Origin of the sequence: Roseovarius autotrophicus, assembly GCF_018069895.1 — a bacterium.
In the GTDB taxonomy this organism is placed as follows: Bacteria; Pseudomonadota; Alphaproteobacteria; order Rhodobacterales; family Rhodobacteraceae; genus Roseovarius; species Roseovarius autotrophicus.
The window spans coordinates 1-15,786 of sequence record NZ_JAGQDH010000025.1 but is presented as its reverse complement, the minus strand read 5'-3'; the positions used below and the strand labels follow the sequence as shown (position 1 = coordinate 15,786).

22 protein-coding genes and 1 pseudogene are annotated in these 15,786 nt (G+C 66.7%); 7 read left to right on the top strand and 16 right to left on the bottom strand.

The genetic code is table 11. The features are described 5' to 3' along the window. Nucleotides 1–5: 5 nt before the first annotated feature. The 12 genes and pseudogenes from KAK09_RS16220 to KAK09_RS16165 all read right to left on the bottom strand — a co-directional run bounded on the left by KAK09_RS16220 (nucleotide 6) and on the right by KAK09_RS16165 (nucleotide 9,202). A complete protein-coding gene (locus KAK09_RS16220) occupies nucleotides 6–425 on the bottom strand; it encodes an acyl-CoA transferase (RefSeq protein ID WP_210879985.1) in 420 nt (139 codons plus the stop codon). Next, entirely contained in the window at nucleotides 422–1,054 is a 633-nt protein-coding gene (locus tag KAK09_RS16215) for a DUF6441 family protein (protein ID WP_210879984.1), read from the bottom strand. Before KAK09_RS16215 ends, KAK09_RS16220 begins: the two co-directional genes overlap by 4 nt. After that, on the bottom strand, nucleotides 1,051–1,362 hold the full coding sequence (locus KAK09_RS16210; protein WP_210880009.1) for a head-tail joining protein: 312 nt from the start codon (nucleotides 1,360–1,362) through the stop codon (nucleotides 1,051–1,053). The genes KAK09_RS16215 and KAK09_RS16210 overlap by 4 nt, the downstream gene beginning before the upstream one ends. A gap of 5 nt (nucleotides 1,363–1,367) precedes the next feature. After that, nucleotides 1,368–2,390, bottom strand: coding sequence for a major capsid protein (locus KAK09_RS16205; RefSeq protein ID WP_210879983.1), 1,023 nt, complete (start codon nucleotides 2,388–2,390; stop codon nucleotides 1,368–1,370). Between the two features lie 58 nt (nucleotides 2,391–2,448). After that, complete coding sequence (locus KAK09_RS16200) at nucleotides 2,449–2,829, bottom strand: head decoration protein (protein WP_210879982.1); 381 nt, start codon at nucleotides 2,827–2,829, stop codon at nucleotides 2,449–2,451. 110 nt (nucleotides 2,830–2,939) lie between these two features. Beyond that, complete coding sequence (locus KAK09_RS16195; RefSeq protein ID WP_210879981.1) at nucleotides 2,940–4,376, bottom strand: S49 family peptidase; 1,437 nt, start codon at nucleotides 4,374–4,376, stop codon at nucleotides 2,940–2,942. Then, complete coding sequence (locus tag KAK09_RS16190) at nucleotides 4,376–5,863, bottom strand: phage portal protein (RefSeq protein ID WP_210879980.1); 1,488 nt, start codon at nucleotides 5,861–5,863, stop codon at nucleotides 4,376–4,378. Before KAK09_RS16190 ends, KAK09_RS16195 begins: the two co-directional genes overlap by 1 nt. Continuing rightward, the gene (locus tag KAK09_RS16185) at nucleotides 5,863–6,072 is read right to left on the bottom strand and encodes a phage head-tail joining protein (RefSeq protein WP_210879979.1); all 210 of its coding nucleotides are present in this window, start codon (nucleotides 6,070–6,072) and stop codon (nucleotides 5,863–5,865) included. Before KAK09_RS16185 ends, KAK09_RS16190 begins: the two co-directional genes overlap by 1 nt. Nucleotides 6,073–6,083: 11 nt before the next feature. Then, nucleotides 6,084–8,127, bottom strand: a pseudogene (locus tag KAK09_RS16180) (phage terminase large subunit family protein). Continuing rightward, complete coding sequence (locus tag KAK09_RS16175) at nucleotides 8,075–8,617, bottom strand: hypothetical protein (RefSeq protein ID WP_210879978.1); 543 nt, start codon at nucleotides 8,615–8,617, stop codon at nucleotides 8,075–8,077. Before KAK09_RS16175 ends, KAK09_RS16180 begins: the two are co-directional and overlap by 53 nt. Nucleotides 8,618–8,633: 16 nt before the next feature. Continuing rightward, nucleotides 8,634–8,963 carry a type II toxin-antitoxin system RelE/ParE family toxin gene (locus KAK09_RS16170; RefSeq protein WP_210879977.1) on the bottom strand — a complete coding sequence of 110 codons (330 nt, stop codon included), beginning with the start codon at nucleotides 8,961–8,963 and terminating at the stop codon, nucleotides 8,634–8,636. Then, nucleotides 8,963–9,202 carry a type II toxin-antitoxin system ParD family antitoxin gene (locus KAK09_RS16165; protein ID WP_210879976.1) on the bottom strand — a complete coding sequence of 80 codons (240 nt, stop codon included), beginning with the start codon at nucleotides 9,200–9,202 and terminating at the stop codon, nucleotides 8,963–8,965. The genes KAK09_RS16170 and KAK09_RS16165 overlap by 1 nt, the downstream gene beginning before the upstream one ends. A gap of 249 nt (nucleotides 9,203–9,451) precedes the next feature. Here KAK09_RS16165 and KAK09_RS16160 point away from each other — a divergent pair, with 249 nt between their 5' ends. The 7 genes from KAK09_RS16160 (at nucleotide 9,452) to KAK09_RS16130 (ending at nucleotide 11,896) form a co-directional block, all read left to right on the top strand. Then, nucleotides 9,452–9,652, top strand: coding sequence for a hypothetical protein (locus KAK09_RS16160; RefSeq protein WP_247651360.1), 201 nt, complete (start codon nucleotides 9,452–9,454; stop codon nucleotides 9,650–9,652). A 2-nt stretch (nucleotides 9,653–9,654) separates the two neighbouring features. After that, nucleotides 9,655–9,870 (top strand): DUF6900 domain-containing protein, encoded by a 216-nt coding sequence (locus KAK09_RS16155; RefSeq protein ID WP_210879974.1) that lies wholly within the window; start codon nucleotides 9,655–9,657, stop codon nucleotides 9,868–9,870. 12 nt (nucleotides 9,871–9,882) lie between these two features. Continuing rightward, on the top strand, nucleotides 9,883–10,095 hold the full coding sequence (locus KAK09_RS16150) for a hypothetical protein (protein WP_210879973.1): 213 nt from the start codon (nucleotides 9,883–9,885) through the stop codon (nucleotides 10,093–10,095). 24 nt (nucleotides 10,096–10,119) lie between these two features. Further along, nucleotides 10,120–10,425, top strand: a complete 306-nt coding sequence (locus KAK09_RS16145) for a hypothetical protein (RefSeq protein ID WP_210879972.1) — start codon at nucleotides 10,120–10,122, stop codon at nucleotides 10,423–10,425. Next, nucleotides 10,422–10,787 carry a hypothetical protein gene (locus KAK09_RS16140; RefSeq protein ID WP_210879971.1) on the top strand — a complete coding sequence of 122 codons (366 nt, stop codon included), beginning with the start codon at nucleotides 10,422–10,424 and terminating at the stop codon, nucleotides 10,785–10,787. The genes KAK09_RS16145 and KAK09_RS16140 overlap by 4 nt, the downstream gene beginning before the upstream one ends. Before the next feature lie 103 nt (nucleotides 10,788–10,890). Beyond that, complete coding sequence (locus KAK09_RS16135) at nucleotides 10,891–11,292, top strand: hypothetical protein (protein ID WP_210879970.1); 402 nt, start codon at nucleotides 10,891–10,893, stop codon at nucleotides 11,290–11,292. 37 nt (nucleotides 11,293–11,329) lie between these two features. Beyond that, nucleotides 11,330–11,896 (top strand): DUF3489 domain-containing protein, encoded by a 567-nt coding sequence (locus KAK09_RS16130; protein WP_210879969.1) that lies wholly within the window; start codon nucleotides 11,330–11,332, stop codon nucleotides 11,894–11,896. Here KAK09_RS16130 and KAK09_RS16125 read toward each other — a convergent pair whose 3' ends face one another. The 4 genes from KAK09_RS16125 to KAK09_RS16110 form a co-directional block, all read right to left on the bottom strand. Beyond that, on the bottom strand, nucleotides 11,897–12,292 hold the full coding sequence (locus tag KAK09_RS16125; protein ID WP_210879968.1) for an HNH endonuclease: 396 nt from the start codon (nucleotides 12,290–12,292) through the stop codon (nucleotides 11,897–11,899). A gap of 227 nt (nucleotides 12,293–12,519) precedes the next feature. Then, nucleotides 12,520–12,729: a DUF7220 family protein gene (locus KAK09_RS16120; protein WP_210879967.1), complete on the bottom strand. Its 210-nt coding sequence runs from the start codon at nucleotides 12,727–12,729 to the stop codon at nucleotides 12,520–12,522. Then, nucleotides 12,726–14,102: a site-specific DNA-methyltransferase gene (locus tag KAK09_RS16115; RefSeq protein ID WP_210879966.1), complete on the bottom strand. Its 1,377-nt coding sequence runs from the start codon at nucleotides 14,100–14,102 to the stop codon at nucleotides 12,726–12,728. The genes KAK09_RS16120 and KAK09_RS16115 overlap by 4 nt, the downstream gene beginning before the upstream one ends. Then, nucleotides 14,099–15,361, bottom strand: a complete 1,263-nt coding sequence (locus KAK09_RS16110; RefSeq protein ID WP_210879965.1) for a site-specific DNA-methyltransferase — start codon at nucleotides 15,359–15,361, stop codon at nucleotides 14,099–14,101. Before KAK09_RS16110 ends, KAK09_RS16115 begins: the two co-directional genes overlap by 4 nt. Nucleotides 15,362–15,786: the final 425 nt, after the last annotated feature.

Below are 15,786 nucleotides of genomic sequence, written 5' to 3'. Positions count from 1 at the left end.
TGGGGTCAGGCCAACGGGTCGGCCGTGCTGTAGTGCAGGATCACCGGGATCACGGCCGCCTTCAGACCAGTCGCGCCCTCGACGGGCAGATCAACCGGACGCGGGGCCTCGGCTTCGATCCAGTCGCACCGGCCGCCCAGCGTGCGGTCGGCAGAAATTGCCTCGCCCACGCTGGCGCAGAGCGCGGCGAAGGTCGTGTCGCGATCATTGCCCTGCACGACCGCCTCGATCTCGGCCCGATGCTGGTAGTGGTAGCGCAGCGGCGAGAGCGTCACGCCGGGCTCGCCCGGCTCGCCATCGCGCAGGATCATCAGACCGGCGGGGGGAACGCGCTCGGGCAGGACCTCGCCGCGCAGCACCGGCACATGCGGCACCGTGCGCAACAGGTCCGCCAGGGCGGAGAGGATGGTCTCGCGGGGTGTCATCCGATCTTTCCTTCCACCCAGTTTGCAACGATCGCGCCTGGCAGCGCCTCCTGCGCCCTGGCGGCATCTCGAGCGAGGTCCAGCCGCTTGCGCAGTTGCACCTGCGGCACGAGCAGGAAGATCGGGACCGTGGTCACGCCTCGGCCGGTTTTTGAGCGCGATGCCACAGCACGGCCCCTGGTATTCAGACGCCCTTCGGCCACCAGAAGGCTTGGCCCCGTCCTCCGATAGACGAAGCGGAGGCGCAGCCCCGCGCGGCGTTCCCACTCCCCAGGGGTAATCCGGCCGCCACGGGAGGACTTGCCTGCGGCAGGCGTGGGGATCGCCAGCCAGAATCCGTTGCGCGAGCGGATCAGCGGCCCGGTGTCATGCGCCCCGATGATGACCGGGGCCTTGGACCAGACCACGGCGGCTGCGCTGAGGCTGGGTCGACCTTTCGGGAACTGCTCGGATCGGATGGTGTTGGCGAGGCGCTGACCGAGACCCGCGCCGGTGATCTGCCCGCGCCAGGCGGATTTCACGCTGTTGCCCGCTTCGCTGACGGCTTGGCTGACGGCCCTCTCGCCCGCCTTGATCTCGGCAGCCATCATGGCGACCAGATTGGGGGTGATATCCAGTTGCAACTTCATGCCGGCCTCAGATTTACGGTCCAGATGAGCCGCTCGCGGTCGCGCACCGGCTCGCCCTGGACGAGAAAGGCATCGCCCTCGATCTCGACCCGGTCGCCGGGGCGGGGCTCGGGCACCTCTGCCACGCGCAGGTCGATGCGGGTGGTCTCCGACCATAGCCGCGCCTCGCCGAAGCCGGTAACCTCATCCGCGCGGCGTGCGACCATGCGGATGAGCTGGGGCTGGCCACCGTCCGCGATGTATGTGGCCTCAAAGGCGATGTTCGGATCGGCGAAGAGATTGTCGATGGCGGCTGCGAAGACCGACATCGGCATCAGTTCGAGCTGTGCAGGCGGATCGCGAGGCGCGGCCGCTTGTTCACCGGCAGGATCGAGGCCTCGGTCATGAGGTCAATCCAGCGGCCCTTCTCATCGAGATGCTGGCGGGCGTAGAGCGCCAGGCCGACGGTATTGGCCGCTTCGAGCAGATTGGCAGGCCCGCCATAGGTGGTGAAGGTGTCGAACGTGCCCAGAGGGAAGGCGATACCCTCGCCTGCCGGGATGAAGCGCTCTGTTCCACCCCCCGAGAGGGTCGCTGAGCCCGTATATTCCTCGAAGAGGATGCCCGCGAAGGGGAAGGCGCGGCGCATGTCCTCGCGCAAGGGCTGGCCGCCGGTCGCCGAGAAGAACTTGTAGGCTTCTTCCGTCCTGGGGTGACTGATCAGCTTGTCGAAGAACTCGGAGCTGACCAGCGCATGGGCGGTGGTCATCGTCTCGCCGAGCAGGTTGTCCTCGATCGCGCGCAGCGTGGTGCGCACCTTGCCCTGGATGTTGGTGCCCGCCGTGCCGAAGACGAAGTCGACCGAGATCTGCTCGAGGCCGAACTCGGTGAAGTAGTTGTAGAGCGTGGTGCCCGCGCCGTCCTTCACGATGCCGCGCAGCGCGTTCATCTCCATGTATTCGCGGGTCTGGGCATGCTTGCGGCGCATGAGCGTGAGTTTTTCCGTCATGACTTCGGCCAGACGGTCGGGGGCATCGGATCGGCCCAGCGCCGGCATGCCCTGAATATCCGAGGGCAGGATCACATCATCATGCGGGATCCAGGGCAGGGCAAAGCTGCGCATGGAGCGCGCCTCGCGGCTGCCGACGGTCGCGGGCGCACCCAGCGGCACCGAGGGCAGGAGGCTCAGCACCCCCTCGCGTTGCTCGATGACGATGGAGCGCTGGGTGACGCCCTGAAAGCGGAAGAGGCCGATCTGGCCCAGCCGGGTGTAGAGATTGGGCAGGATGTTGATCGCCTGCGTCATCTCGGCGAGCGAATAGCCGCCCGCGTCGAAAGGATTGCGGGTGATGGTCATGGGGAACTCCGGGGAAAGAGGGACAGGGAGGAAAGGGCTTGAGGTGCGCGCGAACCCGTCAGGCCGTATCGCGGGGCTCGATGCCGAGGCTCGCGAGCTGGCCATGCTTGGTGGCGGTCTTGGGCGCGTCATCGACGGTGGCATCGAACACGAGTGCCGCTTTCGAGACGATGGCGGGGCCGCGCGCGACGACCACGCCGACCGCGTCGGCCAGCGTTGCATCGACGCCGTAGAGCAGCACGGCCGCGGCGGTCTCCGATCCGTCGGTGCCGGTGTCGGGGGAGAGCGTGTGCTTGCCGCTTGCGGTGATGCGCCCGAGCACGGCGCCGACCGGATAGGTCATCCCGGCAAGCAGCGTGACGGTCTCGCGGGTGTAGTTCGGGTTGACCTCGTACTTGAGGACATCGCCCGTCGTGGCGGGCTGGTGAAGGACGGTCATGGCGGGGTGCCTTTCTCAGGGATGCGAAGGAGCAGCCCCCGCCGCGGCGACGCGGCGGGGGTGAGGGACGGTGCGGTTTCAGGGTGAGGGCGGTGTGTTGCCGCCGGTCGTCAGGCCCGGTGGCCCGACGCCGCCGCGCGTTTCGCGGCGGCCACGATCGGGCTTTCACTGGCTTTCGGCAGGACGGGCGAGGGGGCTGCGGCGACAACATCGCGCGCATCCGAGGCATCGGCGGCACGCTGCAGCACCTGTTTGCGCAGGGCCTCCGGGGTGGTGCCCTCGCGGAGCGCCTTCGCCGCGTCGATGGCGATGCCGAGGCGGCCCGCCTGCGCCGCGATCTCGGTGATCTCCGCCGCCGCCTCGCGCAGCCGCAGTGAGATCTCGGCCAGATTGCCAGCCTGCGGGGCGGTTGGCGCGGGAGCAGGGGCCGTCGCACCGGGCAGATCAGGTGCTGCGGGGGATGGCTCGGCAAGGGCAGGCGGATCAGCGGTGGGATCGGGTTCAGCATCGTCGATGTCGGTCACACCGGTCCCGGTGTCCTGCGGGCTGTCTTCGGGGTCGGTCTCCTTGGTCATCATTGCCTCCTGTCTGGGCTGGGGAAGGGATGCGCGGTGGGTGCGCGCGAGGGAGAGGGTCGGGGTGCGCGCCAGCAACTGCCGGAAGGACGCAAAGCCCCGTGCCAGGTCGGTGACCTCATCGGCGAGGCCTGCGGTGACGGCATCCGCCCCGCGATAGGTCGCGGCCTCGGTGGCCATGGCGGCCTCCTGGCTGAGCCGCCCGGCGCGTCCGGCGGCGACGGTCTCGGCGAAGAGGAAGCGCAGCACGTCGATCTCGCGCTGGATGTCGCCCTGCACGCTCTCGGGCAGGGGCTGATAGGGATTGCCATCGACCTTGTGGCGGCCGGAATGGATCAGCGTCACCCGCACCCCGTCCTGATCCAGCTGGCCGCTGAGATCGGCGTGGAGCACCACGACCCCGATGCTGCCCAGCGCACCGGTGCGCGGCAGCAGGATGCGGTCGGCCTGGGAGGCCAGCGCATAGCCCGCCGAGAAGGCGTGCTCGGCAACAAAGGCCCAGACGGGCTTGCTGCCCCGGATGGCACGAATGCGATCTGCGAGATCGAATACCCCCGCCACCTCGCCCCCGAAACTGTCGATTTCCAATGCCAGACCGCGCACGGCTGGATCGCTCGCCGCCGCCTCGATCTGCGCCGAGATCCCCTCGTAGCTGGTCTGGCCCGAGGATTGGCCGATCCAGCCGCCACGATGGATCAGCACGCCCGCGATCTCGATCACGGCGATGCCGTCGACGACCGGGTAGGGCGCATCGCCGTGTCGGTGCCCGTCCTCGAGCAGCCCACCGGCCAGAATGCTGGCACGGGCGAGCGGGGCGGCGGTGCCGGGTGCATCTGCCACCTCACTGTCCACCATCTCGACCCGCCGTCCGAGGATGCGCGGCCCGAGGCCAGACAGGAAGGCCATGGCCTTGGAGGGCTCCACCAGCAGCGGCGTGTTGAAGGCGCGCGCGGCAATGCGAGCATGAAGCATCAGGGCTGGTCCTCGTCTGTGCGCGGGCGGTCTTCCGCGTCATCGGTTGTGTAGGTGTCGTCGTCGCTTTGCGGCAGCGCCTGCACGCCCTGTGCGGGCGAGCCGGGGCGGCGGAAGTCGAGGCCCAGCGCGCGCTCGCGTTGCCGTTCCGCCGCGATCTCGCGGTCGACCTGTTCGGCGTCGTAGCCGCGTTCGGCGATAGCCTGCGTGCGGGATTTCAGCCCGGCCTCGATCTGGGCGATCTCGGCATTGGCGTCCTTCAGCGGATCGACCCAGTCCCATTTCGTGGGCAACCAGTCTGCGGTCAGGAGCCGCGCGCGGTTGGCCTCGTAGCCGGGCAGGGTGAGCGCCCCCGACAGGACAGCGGCATCCATCCAGCGCGCATAGACGGGGCGGCAGAGCTGCCAGACCATGACCGAATGCTGCCAGGCCGAGACACGGCGGCGGAACTCGATGAGCGCGAGGCGCGAGTTTGAGAAGTTCCCCTTCACCATGTCATTGGCGAGGTACGGGTAGGGAATGCCGAGTGCTGCCGAGATCTGCAGCAGGGTGCGGTACTGGAACGGCTCGTAGGTCGCGCCGCTGTCAGCGGGCTGGCCCACGGTCACGTCCTCGCCGGGATCGAGGCGAACGATCTGGCCGGGGCTGATCTCGACCCCGTCTGGCACCTCCTCGTCTTCCGCAGGCGCCAGCGGGTTCTCGGGCGCAGGCGAGGTCACGAACATCGCGTACATCGCCGCGACCTTCTTCCGGTCGAGCTCGGCGTCATCATACTGATCGAGCAGGAACAGCTTCACGATGGCCGGAGCCAGTTTCGACACCCCGCGCAGCTGCCCGCCCTCGACCGGGTCGATCACATGGATCACCTCGCTGGCCGGCACCCGGACGATCTCGCCCGCGAGCCCCGGATCGGTGCTGTCGCCGGGATGGCGGCGAAAAAAATGATAGGCCACGCGCCGCCCGATGCGGTCGAACTCGATGCCCTGACGAATGGCATTGCCATTGGCCGCTGTCCCGGTCTGCTCGAGCGGCAGCATCTCGGCGGGCAGCATCTGCAACTGCAGCGGCACGCTCAAGCCGTCACCCGCGCGGCGCATCCGGATCCGGAAGAATACCTCGCCCGCCATGAACACTTCGCGGGCGGCGCGGCGCTGGAGACCATAGAAATCCGTCAGCCCCTCGGTATCCGCCTCGTCGGTCCAGGCAAGCCACAGGCGCTGCAGCTCCTCCTTGCGTGCGGCATCTCCGATCTTGGAGATCGGCTTGATCCCGTCGCCCACGGTATTGGCGGCCCAGCTTTCCACCGCGTTCACGGCGTAGCCGTTGTTGCGCACCAGCCAGCGGGCGCGGGCGGTGATGTCGGGGCCCGAGGCCGCGATCAGCGCGTTGACATGGGCCCGCGTCGCGCGGAAGCCGCGCAGGCGGCGATGATGCTGGCCGGCATCGAACCCGCCGATGAAGGCGCCGAGGCGCTGTCGCCAGTTCATCAGAGATCCTTCACGGCATAGGGGCGAAGGATGCGTCCGGCGCCGCGCTCGGCTTGCGCGATCCGCCGCTCGAGATCGGAAATCGCAGCGGCCAGCTCAGCATCCGTGCCGTAATTCACGGTCTTGCCGTCATAGCTGACCGAGCGCGTACCGCTGTAGCGCGCGGCCAGCAGCGCGCTGTGGCGGGATTTCAGCTCGTCGAGGGTCATCGGGCTTCCGGTCATTCCATGTATCGAGGCGTGCTGATCTTCCAGCCGCGCCGCCGGGGCGCGGTGATGCGACCGGCTTCGGGCGCATCAGGTTTGCTATGTTCTGCCGGGGCAGCAGCGACGGCCGTGCTGTCGACGCCTGCCTGTTTCTCCAGCTGCCGCCACATGCGCTCATCGAAACGGTCGCCCCCGAGGATCCACGCCGCGGCGCGGGCATAGACGCGCGCATCCAGCGCCTCGTTGCGCTCGCGCATCTTCTGCCATTCCTGGCGGGCGTAGCCGCGCCGGTCGCGGATGGTGACCAGCTGTTCGGCGACCAGCTGCTTGAGCCATTCGCTGTCGGCCCAGTCGGGCAGATGGATCGTGCCTGCTGGAATGGGGGCGTCCGGCTCGGATGGTCGCTCGATGCGCAGATAGCGATAGGTCTCCGCCTTGAAGGTGGCCGTGGCTACGGTCCAGAGCCGCGCCCCGCGCTTGAGCTTGCGGCCATTCACCGTGGCATCAACGAAGGTTGGCCCAGAGACGGGTGTCGCCCGGTTGAACCCTTCGAGCCCTTTCACGGGTACCACCTGTGCAATCCCCTGCTTGCGCGCCCAGGCATAGACGGCAGCGGACTCGTAGCCCGTGTCGATGGCGAGCCTGGCCAGCGTCATGAAGGCGCCGTTATCATGGGCCCATGTCTGACCCAGCAGCGCGGTCAGCCTGTCCCAGCAGGCCGGATCGTCCGGTCCGCCCGGGATCACGATGTGATCGACCAGCCAGCTCTCGAGCCCGCGGCCCCAGGCCCAGACATCGACCTCGATGCGGTCCTTCTGCACATCGGCCCCAGCCGTCAGGAACAGCCCGCCCGCCGGGATCTGCGCTGGGAACACCTCGCGCCGATCCGCCAGCCGCTGCCATTCCGGGGCCTCGCCGCTTTCGATCCATGTCTCGCCAAGCAGCGTGTTGCGCGCCGCGCGCAGCATCTCGTCTGACCCTTGGGCGGCCAGCCAGTCGCGTGCGATCTGCTCCCAGCTCTTCCAGCCGATCGGCGAATAGAGCGCCGAGAGGTGGAAGCCGATGGCGGTCGGGTCGGCCGACACGGCGGTCGCCCGCCATTCGCCCCGCGCCAGCATCTGCGTCTTGTGGTGCTCGGCGATGGGGCGTTCGCAGCTCGCGCAGTGATAGGCCGCGGTGTCCGGCCGACCCTTCGCCCAGCGCAGCCGCTCGAACTGCAGCCATTGCCTGTGGCCGCAATGCGGGCAGGGCACGAAGTAGCGCCGCTGGTCGCTGGCCTCGAACTCCCGCTCGATCCGGCTCAGCCCCCTTATGGTGGGCGTCGAGACCATGAACACCTTCCGCCTGTGCGCGAAGGTGGTGGTGCGCGCCTCGGCCAGCGTGACCGGATCGCCTTCCTCGTCGGCTGAGGCGGGATAGGCATCCACCTCGTCGAGAAACACATAGCGTGCAGGCATGGACCGCAGGCCCGTGGCCGAGTTGGCACCAGTCAGCACCAGAATACCGCCCGGGAACTCTTTTGAGAGCATCGAGTTGCCCGCATCGCGCGAGCGGGCGGGGCTGACCCGTTCCTTCAGCGCCGGGCTGTCCTCGATCAGCGGGTCGATCCGGCCCCGCGAGGTGCGCTTGGCCATCTCGACCGTTGGCAGCACCGCCAGCATCGGGCCCGGCGCGTGGTGGATCACGAACCCGATCCAGTTTGCCCGCTTCCGTGGCCCCGACCTGCGCAGCCTTCATGAAGCTGATGCGTTGCGCCGGGTGGCTCGGGGACAGCGCATCCATGATGGCGCGCAGATAGGGCGTGCGTGCCGTGCGATACCGCCCGGGCTCGGCCGAGGCGCGCGACGACAGCCAGCGATGTACATCGGCCCATTCCGACACCGTCAGATCGGCGTCCGGCCGCATGCCGCGCCGCCAGGCGCGCAGGACGTCCTTGGCTCCGTCGAACCCGAGGTCGAGCCCCTCGGTCAGGTCGTTGTCGGTCAGGCTGTGATCAGTGTCTCCTTCATGCAAGCGAGACCCGGAGGTCTGCGAGGGCGTCGAGCTGCTCTCGGACATGGGTTTCCAGCACCCTCTGCAGGATCGCAGTCTCGATCGTCACGGGCTCGCCCTGCGCCTTCTCCATCTCTGCGGATAATTGCGCGGCCATGAGTGCTGCCACGCGGATGGGCCAGGTGACCCAGCTATCGCGTGCCTCACGCGCGAGGCGAAAGACCAGCGTCTCGGCGCGCGCGCGGTCGACCAGCACGCCCTTCTTTTTCTGGATCGCCAGCTGGCGATCCTGCGCCTGATAGACGGTCAGCGCCGTCCGGGCCTTCAGATAGGACGTGCTATCGCCGGGACCGGATACGGCACCTTCGCCGACGCCACCCCGAGACCGCATCTGCTGGTCCGGATCGGTCATCGCGCCGCGCCGCGCATCCGAGGCCGCCGCGTTGATCGAGCCATCGGCAAAGAGCACCAGCCGACCGTTCTTGCGTACCTTCTGCACTGCCCCGCGCGAGAGGCCGGAATGGGCGGCATAGGCGCGCTCGGACATACCCTCCATTTTGGTGTGCTCCGTTTCAGGTGTCTGCTGCAGGCTCTGCCATCCAGGCCGGGATGTCGCGCTTGCTGTGCAGAACACGCCACACATCAACGTGGGCCTCGGTGTCGATGTAAAATATCAGCCAGGGGAAGTCCCGAAGCGGCCATGTTCGCAAACCCGGCAGCTCCAGCTCATACGCGTAGCGGAGGGAGCCGCTCGCGGGGTGCGCTGCAAGATGTGCAAACGCTGCCTCCAGCGCGTCGATGAAACGCAGCGCGACGACTTCGCCAGCGTCCGCAAGGTAGTGCGCGATAGCATCGTCGATATCGTCCCGCGCTCTCGCGCGCGGGAGAACCGGTTTGACCATCACGCCTTGCCGCGCCCGGAGATATCCGCACGGAGGCTGGCAAAGTAATCCGCGTCCGCCGGGGTGCCGATCGAGGACGTCGCGCCCTCGAGCAGCAGGCCGCGCAGGGCCTGACGGTCCTGATCCTTGCGGATCAGCTCGCGCACATATTCGCTTGAGGTGCCGTAGCCACGGCCAGCCACCTGTTCATCGACATAGGATTTCAGGGTCTCGGGCAGAGAGATGTTCATGGTGCTCATGCTTCTGATATAGCCTCTTTGCCAAATTTTGCCAAGCCGCGTTTTCGCGTCCTTTGGCGACCGGCATAGGCGCGCTCGGACATGCCTTCCATGGTGCTGTGATGATCCTCAATAGATTGGAATTAAACAGAAATACGCTTCATCATCAGTTGATTGCTCTCCCCGTTAGAGCGATTCATTGTGACAGGAAAAGGGTGCATCGCACCCCTTGGACAAGGATCGGAGAGAACCATGCGCGCACAGGAAAGAATGGGACACAGCTCGATGAGCGAGGGGTGGCGGGATCACACCAGCCCGGCGCAGGAGCGCGTCAACCGGGTGATGGACGAGGTGATGTCGGGGCGGATGAGCCAGGCCGACGGGATGGTCGAGATGGCCAAGGCCCACGAGATGATGCGCGAGGACGCCCGCGCGCGCACCACCCACCCTGAGCACGTCTGGGAGGAGTGACCATGGCAAAGCGCAAGCCCGCTGATCCGAATGCCGCGCGCGATGCCCTGCTGTTGCAAATCGCCGAGCGTCACCTCTTCCTTGAAACCCTCGAGACCTGGAACTGGGACCGGCTCGATTTCCACGAACATGCCGTCTGGGCCGTGCGCTCGGCGCTGGAGGCCGCTTTTGAGGCGGGCCGCAGCGCCGGGGCGGAAACCCCCACCACCCAATCTTGAAAGGACCAGATCATGGCCATCGCCACCACTTCCGACACGACCCGCATCTTCATCGACCGCACCCGCTTCGTTCAGGCCATGAGCACCGCCGCGCTGCAGGGCCATCTCAATGACCGGAGCCTGAACGCTGAGGTTTTCGAGATGGCCGGGCGGATCGGCATCGACTGCCAGACCGTTGAGCTGGCCGATGTCGTGCCGGTCCTGCAGCAGCACGGGCTGATCTGAGACGCCCCCGAAACGGAGACCAACATGAGCACACGCGCGCAAATCGCGATCCAGATCGGGCCAGATGAATGGGCACAGATCTATTGCCATTATGACGGCTATCCCGAGCACATGCTGCCAGCGCTGGCCCCGTGGACGCCCGAGGACATCCTCGAGGCCCGCGAAATCCGACAGGTCCGGGCCGACGAACTCGACTGCTTCGACCCGCCCCGCGAGCCCCCGATCCTGCCGCGCCCGACTTGCCAGTTCGGCCATCTCTACATCTGGCGGGACGGGAAATGGGTGGAATTTGATCCCGAAACCCACGCGCCCGAAGGATCCGCCCAATGACCAATCCCTCCCTGAACTGCCTGCCCGAGGGCGTGTCCCTCGACGACCTGATCCGCCGCGAATGCGCCATCGGCATCGACCTGCGCTTCTGCGGCAGCATGGCGGTCAGCCCGGATGACCGTGAGACCGAAACCTGCGACCCGAGTGAGGCGGAGTTCGCGACGCTCTATGCGCTCACCGATCTGGGCGAGGCCATTGCCATCCACGATGCCGACCTGACCAGCGCCGGGGCCGACGAGGTGGCGGCCGTCGCCCGGGCGCTCTTCGTGGCCCTCGTCAATTCCCGCCGCGATCCGCCAGATGCCGCTCAGCGCCACGCGGAGGAACAGGCCGCGCTGATCGATTATCATCGGATCGAATGATCAGAAAGCACTGAAATTGCTCATAATTGCCTACGATAACCGGGGCACTGGAGTGATGGTTGTCTCACGGAAACGATGCAACTCACCATACGGAGCCCCTGCCATGACCACGCCTGCCATCCTGCCCAGCCGCAACGAGGATTTCGGTTTCTTCGGCACCATCACGGTCTGCCCCCTGCGCGACCGGCGCAGCGCGGAAGTCTGGGCGCTGGCCTCCGGCATGATCGCCGAGGCCATCCGCGCCGACAGCGAAGACGAGATGATCGGCATCCGCGACTTTCTTGACAGCCGGATGGGCCGCCATTTCGCCGACGACGTCGTCAGCAACATGACCGGCTGCAACATCGCGCCCGAGCCCGCCATCGCCTCTGCGATCCGCCGCTGGCAGGACTGGCGCATCAGCCGAAAGACCGAGCGAGAGGACGGGATCCCCGCAGGCCTGCCCTACTTGACCGGCTGGGTTCAGCATTTTTCGGTCGCCGCAAGCATGGCTGAGAGCGACTGACCCAGACCCTTTCTCCCCATCACGACAGGAGGCCACGATGCCCAAACTCACAGACACCCAGATCCTCATTCTCAGCCGCGCCGCCAGCCGCCCCGGCAATCTGGCCATGCCGCTGCCCGAAGGCTTGCATGGCGCCGCCGCGCAGAAGGCGGTCGCCGCGATGATCACGCGCGGCTGGTTGGAAGAGGTCGATGCCGACCTCCGCCGCCGCGAGCCGCTCTGGCGCGAGACCGGAGATGGCTTTGGGACCACGCTGATCGCCACAGAAGCCGGTCTGGAGGCCATCGGGATCGAGCCGGTGGCGGTCAGCGCCGTCGCCAGCGCGCGGAAGGCGAAGCCGCAGACGGACGCAAACCCTGCGCCGACGACCGGGGAGACCGAGGCGCCGAAGCCGGTCGCCATCCGCGTCGGCACCAAGCAGGCGGAGATTATCGCACTCATTCAGCGACCCGAGGGTGCGTCCATCGCCGAGATCGTCGAGGCAACGTCGTGGCAACCACACACCGCGAGGGGCATGATTTCAGGGGCGCTGAAGAAGAAGCTGGGCCTGCCTGTCACCGCCGAGAAAGTCGAGGGCAGGGGGACCGTCTACTCTCTCCGCTGATCATGGCCGCAGCGGCACGCCCCGTTGGAGCTTCGCGCACGGGCCGACCGATGCGCTGATCTGTTTCAACTGCGCGGCCAGCCATTTCCCTTGTGCCATTCTTTCCTGGACGCGCGCGCGATGGACGTCCGGGGAGGGTGGCGCCTTCCTGTGATGGCGCCTTGTGTTGCAGTACCAGCATGCCGCGACAATGTTGCCCGGCGTGTCAGCACCGCCCTCGGATCGAGGGTGCAGATGCTCGGCGGTGCAGCGGAGATATCTCCGCATGGCGGGTGCCCGGCAGATTTCCGGCACGGCATGACCCAGTTCCGGATCCCACATCGGCAGGTCGCAGTAGTAGCACCGCCCCTCCTGCGCCAGCATCATGGTTCGACGAATATTCGAAAGCTTTCCCATCTACAGGGCCTCCATTCAACTTCGTGAGAAGCGAATGCGCGGCGCCCAAGGCGGGCGCTCCCCGGCGGGAAGCTCATGCTCGCGCGAGACCCGATTGATCGTGGTTCCGCAGTCCGTACAACGATGTCGTCAGGGATGATCCTGCCAACCTGAGGGAACTTTTGCTCCGTCAAAGCCTTTGTCGGGGCCTTCGTTTGAAGGAAAGGTAGAGAACTGCGAACGCGACGTCAACGAAATCGCTCGAACAGCCTGCGCAGCGCGTAGCCCCGGATCAGGGAGATCGCGGTGAAGACCCCGCCCAGCGCCAGGTTCTCGCCAAGGCTCGGATGCAGGCCAAACCATGGGAACACCACGATCTGCGTCACGACGGCCAGCGCATAGCCCACGGCGACATTGGTGATGGCCTCGATCAGCGACATGCGGCGCGACTGCGTCATGACCGCTTCCTCGACCGGCGCGCAGGCTTCCGTGCTTCCTCCTCCATGACGATGCGATTGGCTGCTCGCCCCGTCGCTATCTCCCATCGCCGCACGGCGACGTCGCAATAGACAGGATCCAGTTCCACCGCGCAGCAGCGCCGTCCGGTACGTTCGGCGGCGATCAGCTGGGTACCGGAGCCGCAGAACGGTTCGAACACCAGACCGCCGGGATCGGTGAAGGCCTCCAGCACCGCCTCGACCAGCGCCACGGGGAACACGGCCGGATGCGAACCGGCAGCGCCCAGCCCGCCCTTGTGGCGCATGATGCGGAACACGCTGTCGGGAATGCGATGGCTCTGGATCGCATTGCCGAAGCCGGTCTTGCGATGGACCGTGCCGTCGGCCCCGCGCAGCCCACCGCCGCCGAGGGTTTCGCCTGCGTGCTTGCTCTCGACTGTCTTGTTCGGCTTCCGCGGCTGGCGGTTGAAGTGGAAGATGAACTCGTGCGACGGGGCGAGCCGCCCGTTCCAGTCTCCGGGTAGGCCCGGCCCCTGGTCCCAGACATACCAGCCGAACCGCCGCCAGCCCTGCGCACGCATCCAGTCAAGCCAGTGCTCCCAATAAGGGATCCACTCGCCATCGCGATGCACGAGGCCGAGGTTGACCAGCAGCTGGGCATCGGTGGTGACGGGCGCCGCGGCGAAGACGTCTTGCATCAGTGCATCCCAATCGCCGAGTTTCTCCTTCGCCGCGCCATAGTCGCGCTGCTGCGCATAGGGTGGCGAGGTAAACATCAGCGTGGCTTGCGCCCCGTCCATCAGCCGCGCCACCACGGCCGGATCAGTGGCATCGCCGCAGATCAGCCGGTGATGCCCGAGCCGCCAGATGTCGCCGGGGCAGGTGATCGGGTCGTCCGGGGCCTCGGGGATGGTGTCGGCGGTGTCATCGTCGATGGGCGCGCGGTCGTCGTCAGCATCGTGCAGCAGGGCGTCCAGCTCGTCTTCGGGGATCCCGATCAGCCCGAGGTCGAAATCCTCGGCTAGCAGTGCCTGCAATTCCTGCAGCAGCAGGGCCTCGTCCCAGCCGCCCAACTCGGTCAATTTGTTGTCGGCGATGCGGTAGGCCCGGCGCTGTGCTTCGGTCAGATGGTCCAGCACGATGACCGGCGCTTCGGCCAGCCCCAGCTGTGCCGCGGCCAGGATGCGCCCATGGCCCGCGATCAGCTTGCCATCGGCCGCGACAAGGCAGGGAACAGTCCAGCCGAACTCGGCCATGCTGGCGGCGATCTTGGCGACCTGATCGGCGTCGTGGGTCTTGGCATTGCGCGCATAGGGTTTGAGGCGGTCCAGCGGCCAGAACGCGATCTGGCTTGGACGCAGATGCATGGTCATGCTGCCAGCCGTTTGGCCTTCAGGGCGGTGAAGGTCTCGCCGGTTTCCGCCAGCATCGCCTCCTGGCCGGTGAAGGACTGCCAGCGCTTGATGGCGACATCGACATAGGCGGGGTTCAACTCGACGCCGAGGCAGATACGGCCGGTGGTTTCGGCCGCGATCAGCGTCGTGCCGGATCCCATGAAGGGTTCATAGACCGCCTGGCCGGGGGACGAGTTGTTCAGGATCGGCCGCCGCATGCATTCGACCGGCTTCTGCGTGCCATGCACCGTGTCGGCATCCTGATCGCGGTTGGCGATGGCCCATAGCGTGGTCTGCTTGCGGTCGCCCGCCCAATGGCCCTTGCCCCTGGCGCGCACGGCATACCAGCAGGGTTCATGCTGCCAGTGGTAATCGCCGCGGCTGAGCACCAGCCGATCCTTGGCCCAGATGATCTGCGAGCGGATGGCAAAGCCGGAGTTCACCAGACTATCCGCCACGGTCGCCGCGTGCAGCGCCCCGTGCCAGACATAGGCGACATCACCGGGGAACAGCGCCCAAGCCTCGCGCCAGTCGGCGCGGTGGTCGTTGAGCACCTTGCCGGTGCGCTTCGTCTTGGCCGCGCCGGCCTGGTTGCGCCAGGACGGGTCGTACTCGACGCCATAGGGCGGGTCGGTGACCATCAGCAGTGGCTTCACATCACCCAACAGCCGCCCAACGACATCAGCGGATGTGCTGTCGCCGCAGATCAGCCGGTGCCGCCCGAGCTGCCAGAGCTCGCCCGGCTCTGAGGTCGGCGTGACCGGCAGGTCCGGGACTTCGTCCTCGCCCTCGACCGGGCCATCGCCGCCCAGCGCCTCCGGGTCCCGCAGCAGCGCGTCGAGGTCATCCTCGCTGATGCCCAGAAGCGACAGATCGAAATCCTCGGCCAGCAGCCCCGCGATCTCGTCGCGCAGCATGGCCTCGTCCCATTCGCCCAGTTCCGTGAGCTTATTGTCCGCGATGCGATAGGCCCGGCGCTCGGTCTCGTCGAGATGGCCGAGCCGGATGACGGGCACGTCCTTCAGCCCCAGCATCGTGGCGGCCAGCACCCGGCCATGGCCTGCGATCAACTCGCCGTCGTCGGCGACCATACAGGGCACGGTCCAGCCGAACCTGGCCATGCTGGCGGCGATCTTCGCCACCTGGTCGTCGCCATGCATCTTGGCATTGCGGGCATAGGGGCGCAGCCGGGCAATCGGCCAGGTTTCGATCTGGCTCGGCGCGAAGACGAGGTCCATGGGGCGGGGCTCGGGATGTGGGGGAGGAAAACGAAAGCGCCCGCGAGGGGGTTCCTCCGGGCGCAAAACTTCGATGATCAAGGGATATGTCAAGGGGGCTAGAAATGTCAATCCATTTTTGCGCCCGGAATCAATGCCTTCTGACGAGTCGCTGCGCGGGTGGCTTCCCGAGGTGGCTTTGGTGGCCAGTGGCTTCCGCGAAGTGGATTCCCTGGCTTCCCGAAGGAATCCAGCTTGGCCATCAAGGCGGTCACGTAAGATTTTGATATTGAGTAAGAATTTCCAGAGATGCCGCTGGGGTGATGGAGTGGATGCCTCCCTCCCCTACGGCATCGCAATGTGCCAAGCTTTGGGCGCTGAAACCAAGCAAATCGAAGGAGGCATCCGTGAAAGAAGTTACCATCATTGGCGTCGATCTGGCAAAG

Coding starts and splice junctions, on each gene's coding strand:
- KAK09_RS16220 (WP_210879985.1), bottom strand. CDS start 425: ATGACACCCCGCGAGACCATCCTCTCCGCCCTGGCGGACCTGTTGCGC.
- KAK09_RS16115 (WP_210879966.1), bottom strand. CDS start 14,102: ATGACCATGCATCTGCGTCCAAGCCAGATCGCGTTCTGGCCGCTGGAC.
- KAK09_RS16145 (WP_210879972.1), top strand. CDS start 10,120: ATGAGCACACGCGCGCAAATCGCGATCCAGATCGGGCCAGATGAATGG.
- KAK09_RS16110 (WP_210879965.1), bottom strand. CDS start 15,361: ATGGACCTCGTCTTCGCGCCGAGCCAGATCGAAACCTGGCCGATTGCC.
- KAK09_RS16135 (WP_210879970.1), top strand. CDS start 10,891: ATGACCACGCCTGCCATCCTGCCCAGCCGCAACGAGGATTTCGGTTTC.
- KAK09_RS16170 (WP_210879977.1), bottom strand. CDS start 8,963: ATGGTCAAACCGGTTCTCCCGCGCGCGAGAGCGCGGGACGATATCGAC.
- KAK09_RS16200 (WP_210879982.1), bottom strand. CDS start 2,829: ATGACCGTCCTTCACCAGCCCGCCACGACGGGCGATGTCCTCAAGTAC.
- KAK09_RS16215 (WP_210879984.1), bottom strand. CDS start 1,054: ATGAAGTTGCAACTGGATATCACCCCCAATCTGGTCGCCATGATGGCT.
- KAK09_RS16190 (WP_210879980.1), bottom strand. CDS start 5,863: ATGAACTGGCGACAGCGCCTCGGCGCCTTCATCGGCGGGTTCGATGCC.
- KAK09_RS16150 (WP_210879973.1), top strand. CDS start 9,883: ATGGCCATCGCCACCACTTCCGACACGACCCGCATCTTCATCGACCGC.
- KAK09_RS16120 (WP_210879967.1), bottom strand. CDS start 12,729: ATGACGCAGTCGCGCCGCATGTCGCTGATCGAGGCCATCACCAATGTC.
- KAK09_RS16185 (WP_210879979.1), bottom strand. CDS start 6,072: ATGACCCTCGACGAGCTGAAATCCCGCCACAGCGCGCTGCTGGCCGCG.
- KAK09_RS16165 (WP_210879976.1), bottom strand. CDS start 9,202: ATGAGCACCATGAACATCTCTCTGCCCGAGACCCTGAAATCCTATGTC.
- KAK09_RS16140 (WP_210879971.1), top strand. CDS start 10,422: ATGACCAATCCCTCCCTGAACTGCCTGCCCGAGGGCGTGTCCCTCGAC.
- KAK09_RS16125 (WP_210879968.1), bottom strand. CDS start 12,292: ATGGGAAAGCTTTCGAATATTCGTCGAACCATGATGCTGGCGCAGGAG.
- KAK09_RS16160 (WP_247651360.1), top strand. CDS start 9,452: ATGGGACACAGCTCGATGAGCGAGGGGTGGCGGGATCACACCAGCCCG.
- KAK09_RS16130 (WP_210879969.1), top strand. CDS start 11,330: ATGCCCAAACTCACAGACACCCAGATCCTCATTCTCAGCCGCGCCGCC.
- KAK09_RS16195 (WP_210879981.1), bottom strand. CDS start 4,376: ATGCTTCATGCTCGCATTGCCGCGCGCGCCTTCAACACGCCGCTGCTG.
- KAK09_RS16205 (WP_210879983.1), bottom strand. CDS start 2,390: ATGACCATCACCCGCAATCCTTTCGACGCGGGCGGCTATTCGCTCGCC.
- KAK09_RS16175 (WP_210879978.1), bottom strand. CDS start 8,617: ATGGAGGGTATGTCCGAGCGCGCCTATGCCGCCCATTCCGGCCTCTCG.
- KAK09_RS16210 (WP_210880009.1), bottom strand. CDS start 1,362: ATGTCGGTCTTCGCAGCCGCCATCGACAATCTCTTCGCCGATCCGAAC.
- KAK09_RS16155 (WP_210879974.1), top strand. CDS start 9,655: ATGGCAAAGCGCAAGCCCGCTGATCCGAATGCCGCGCGCGATGCCCTG.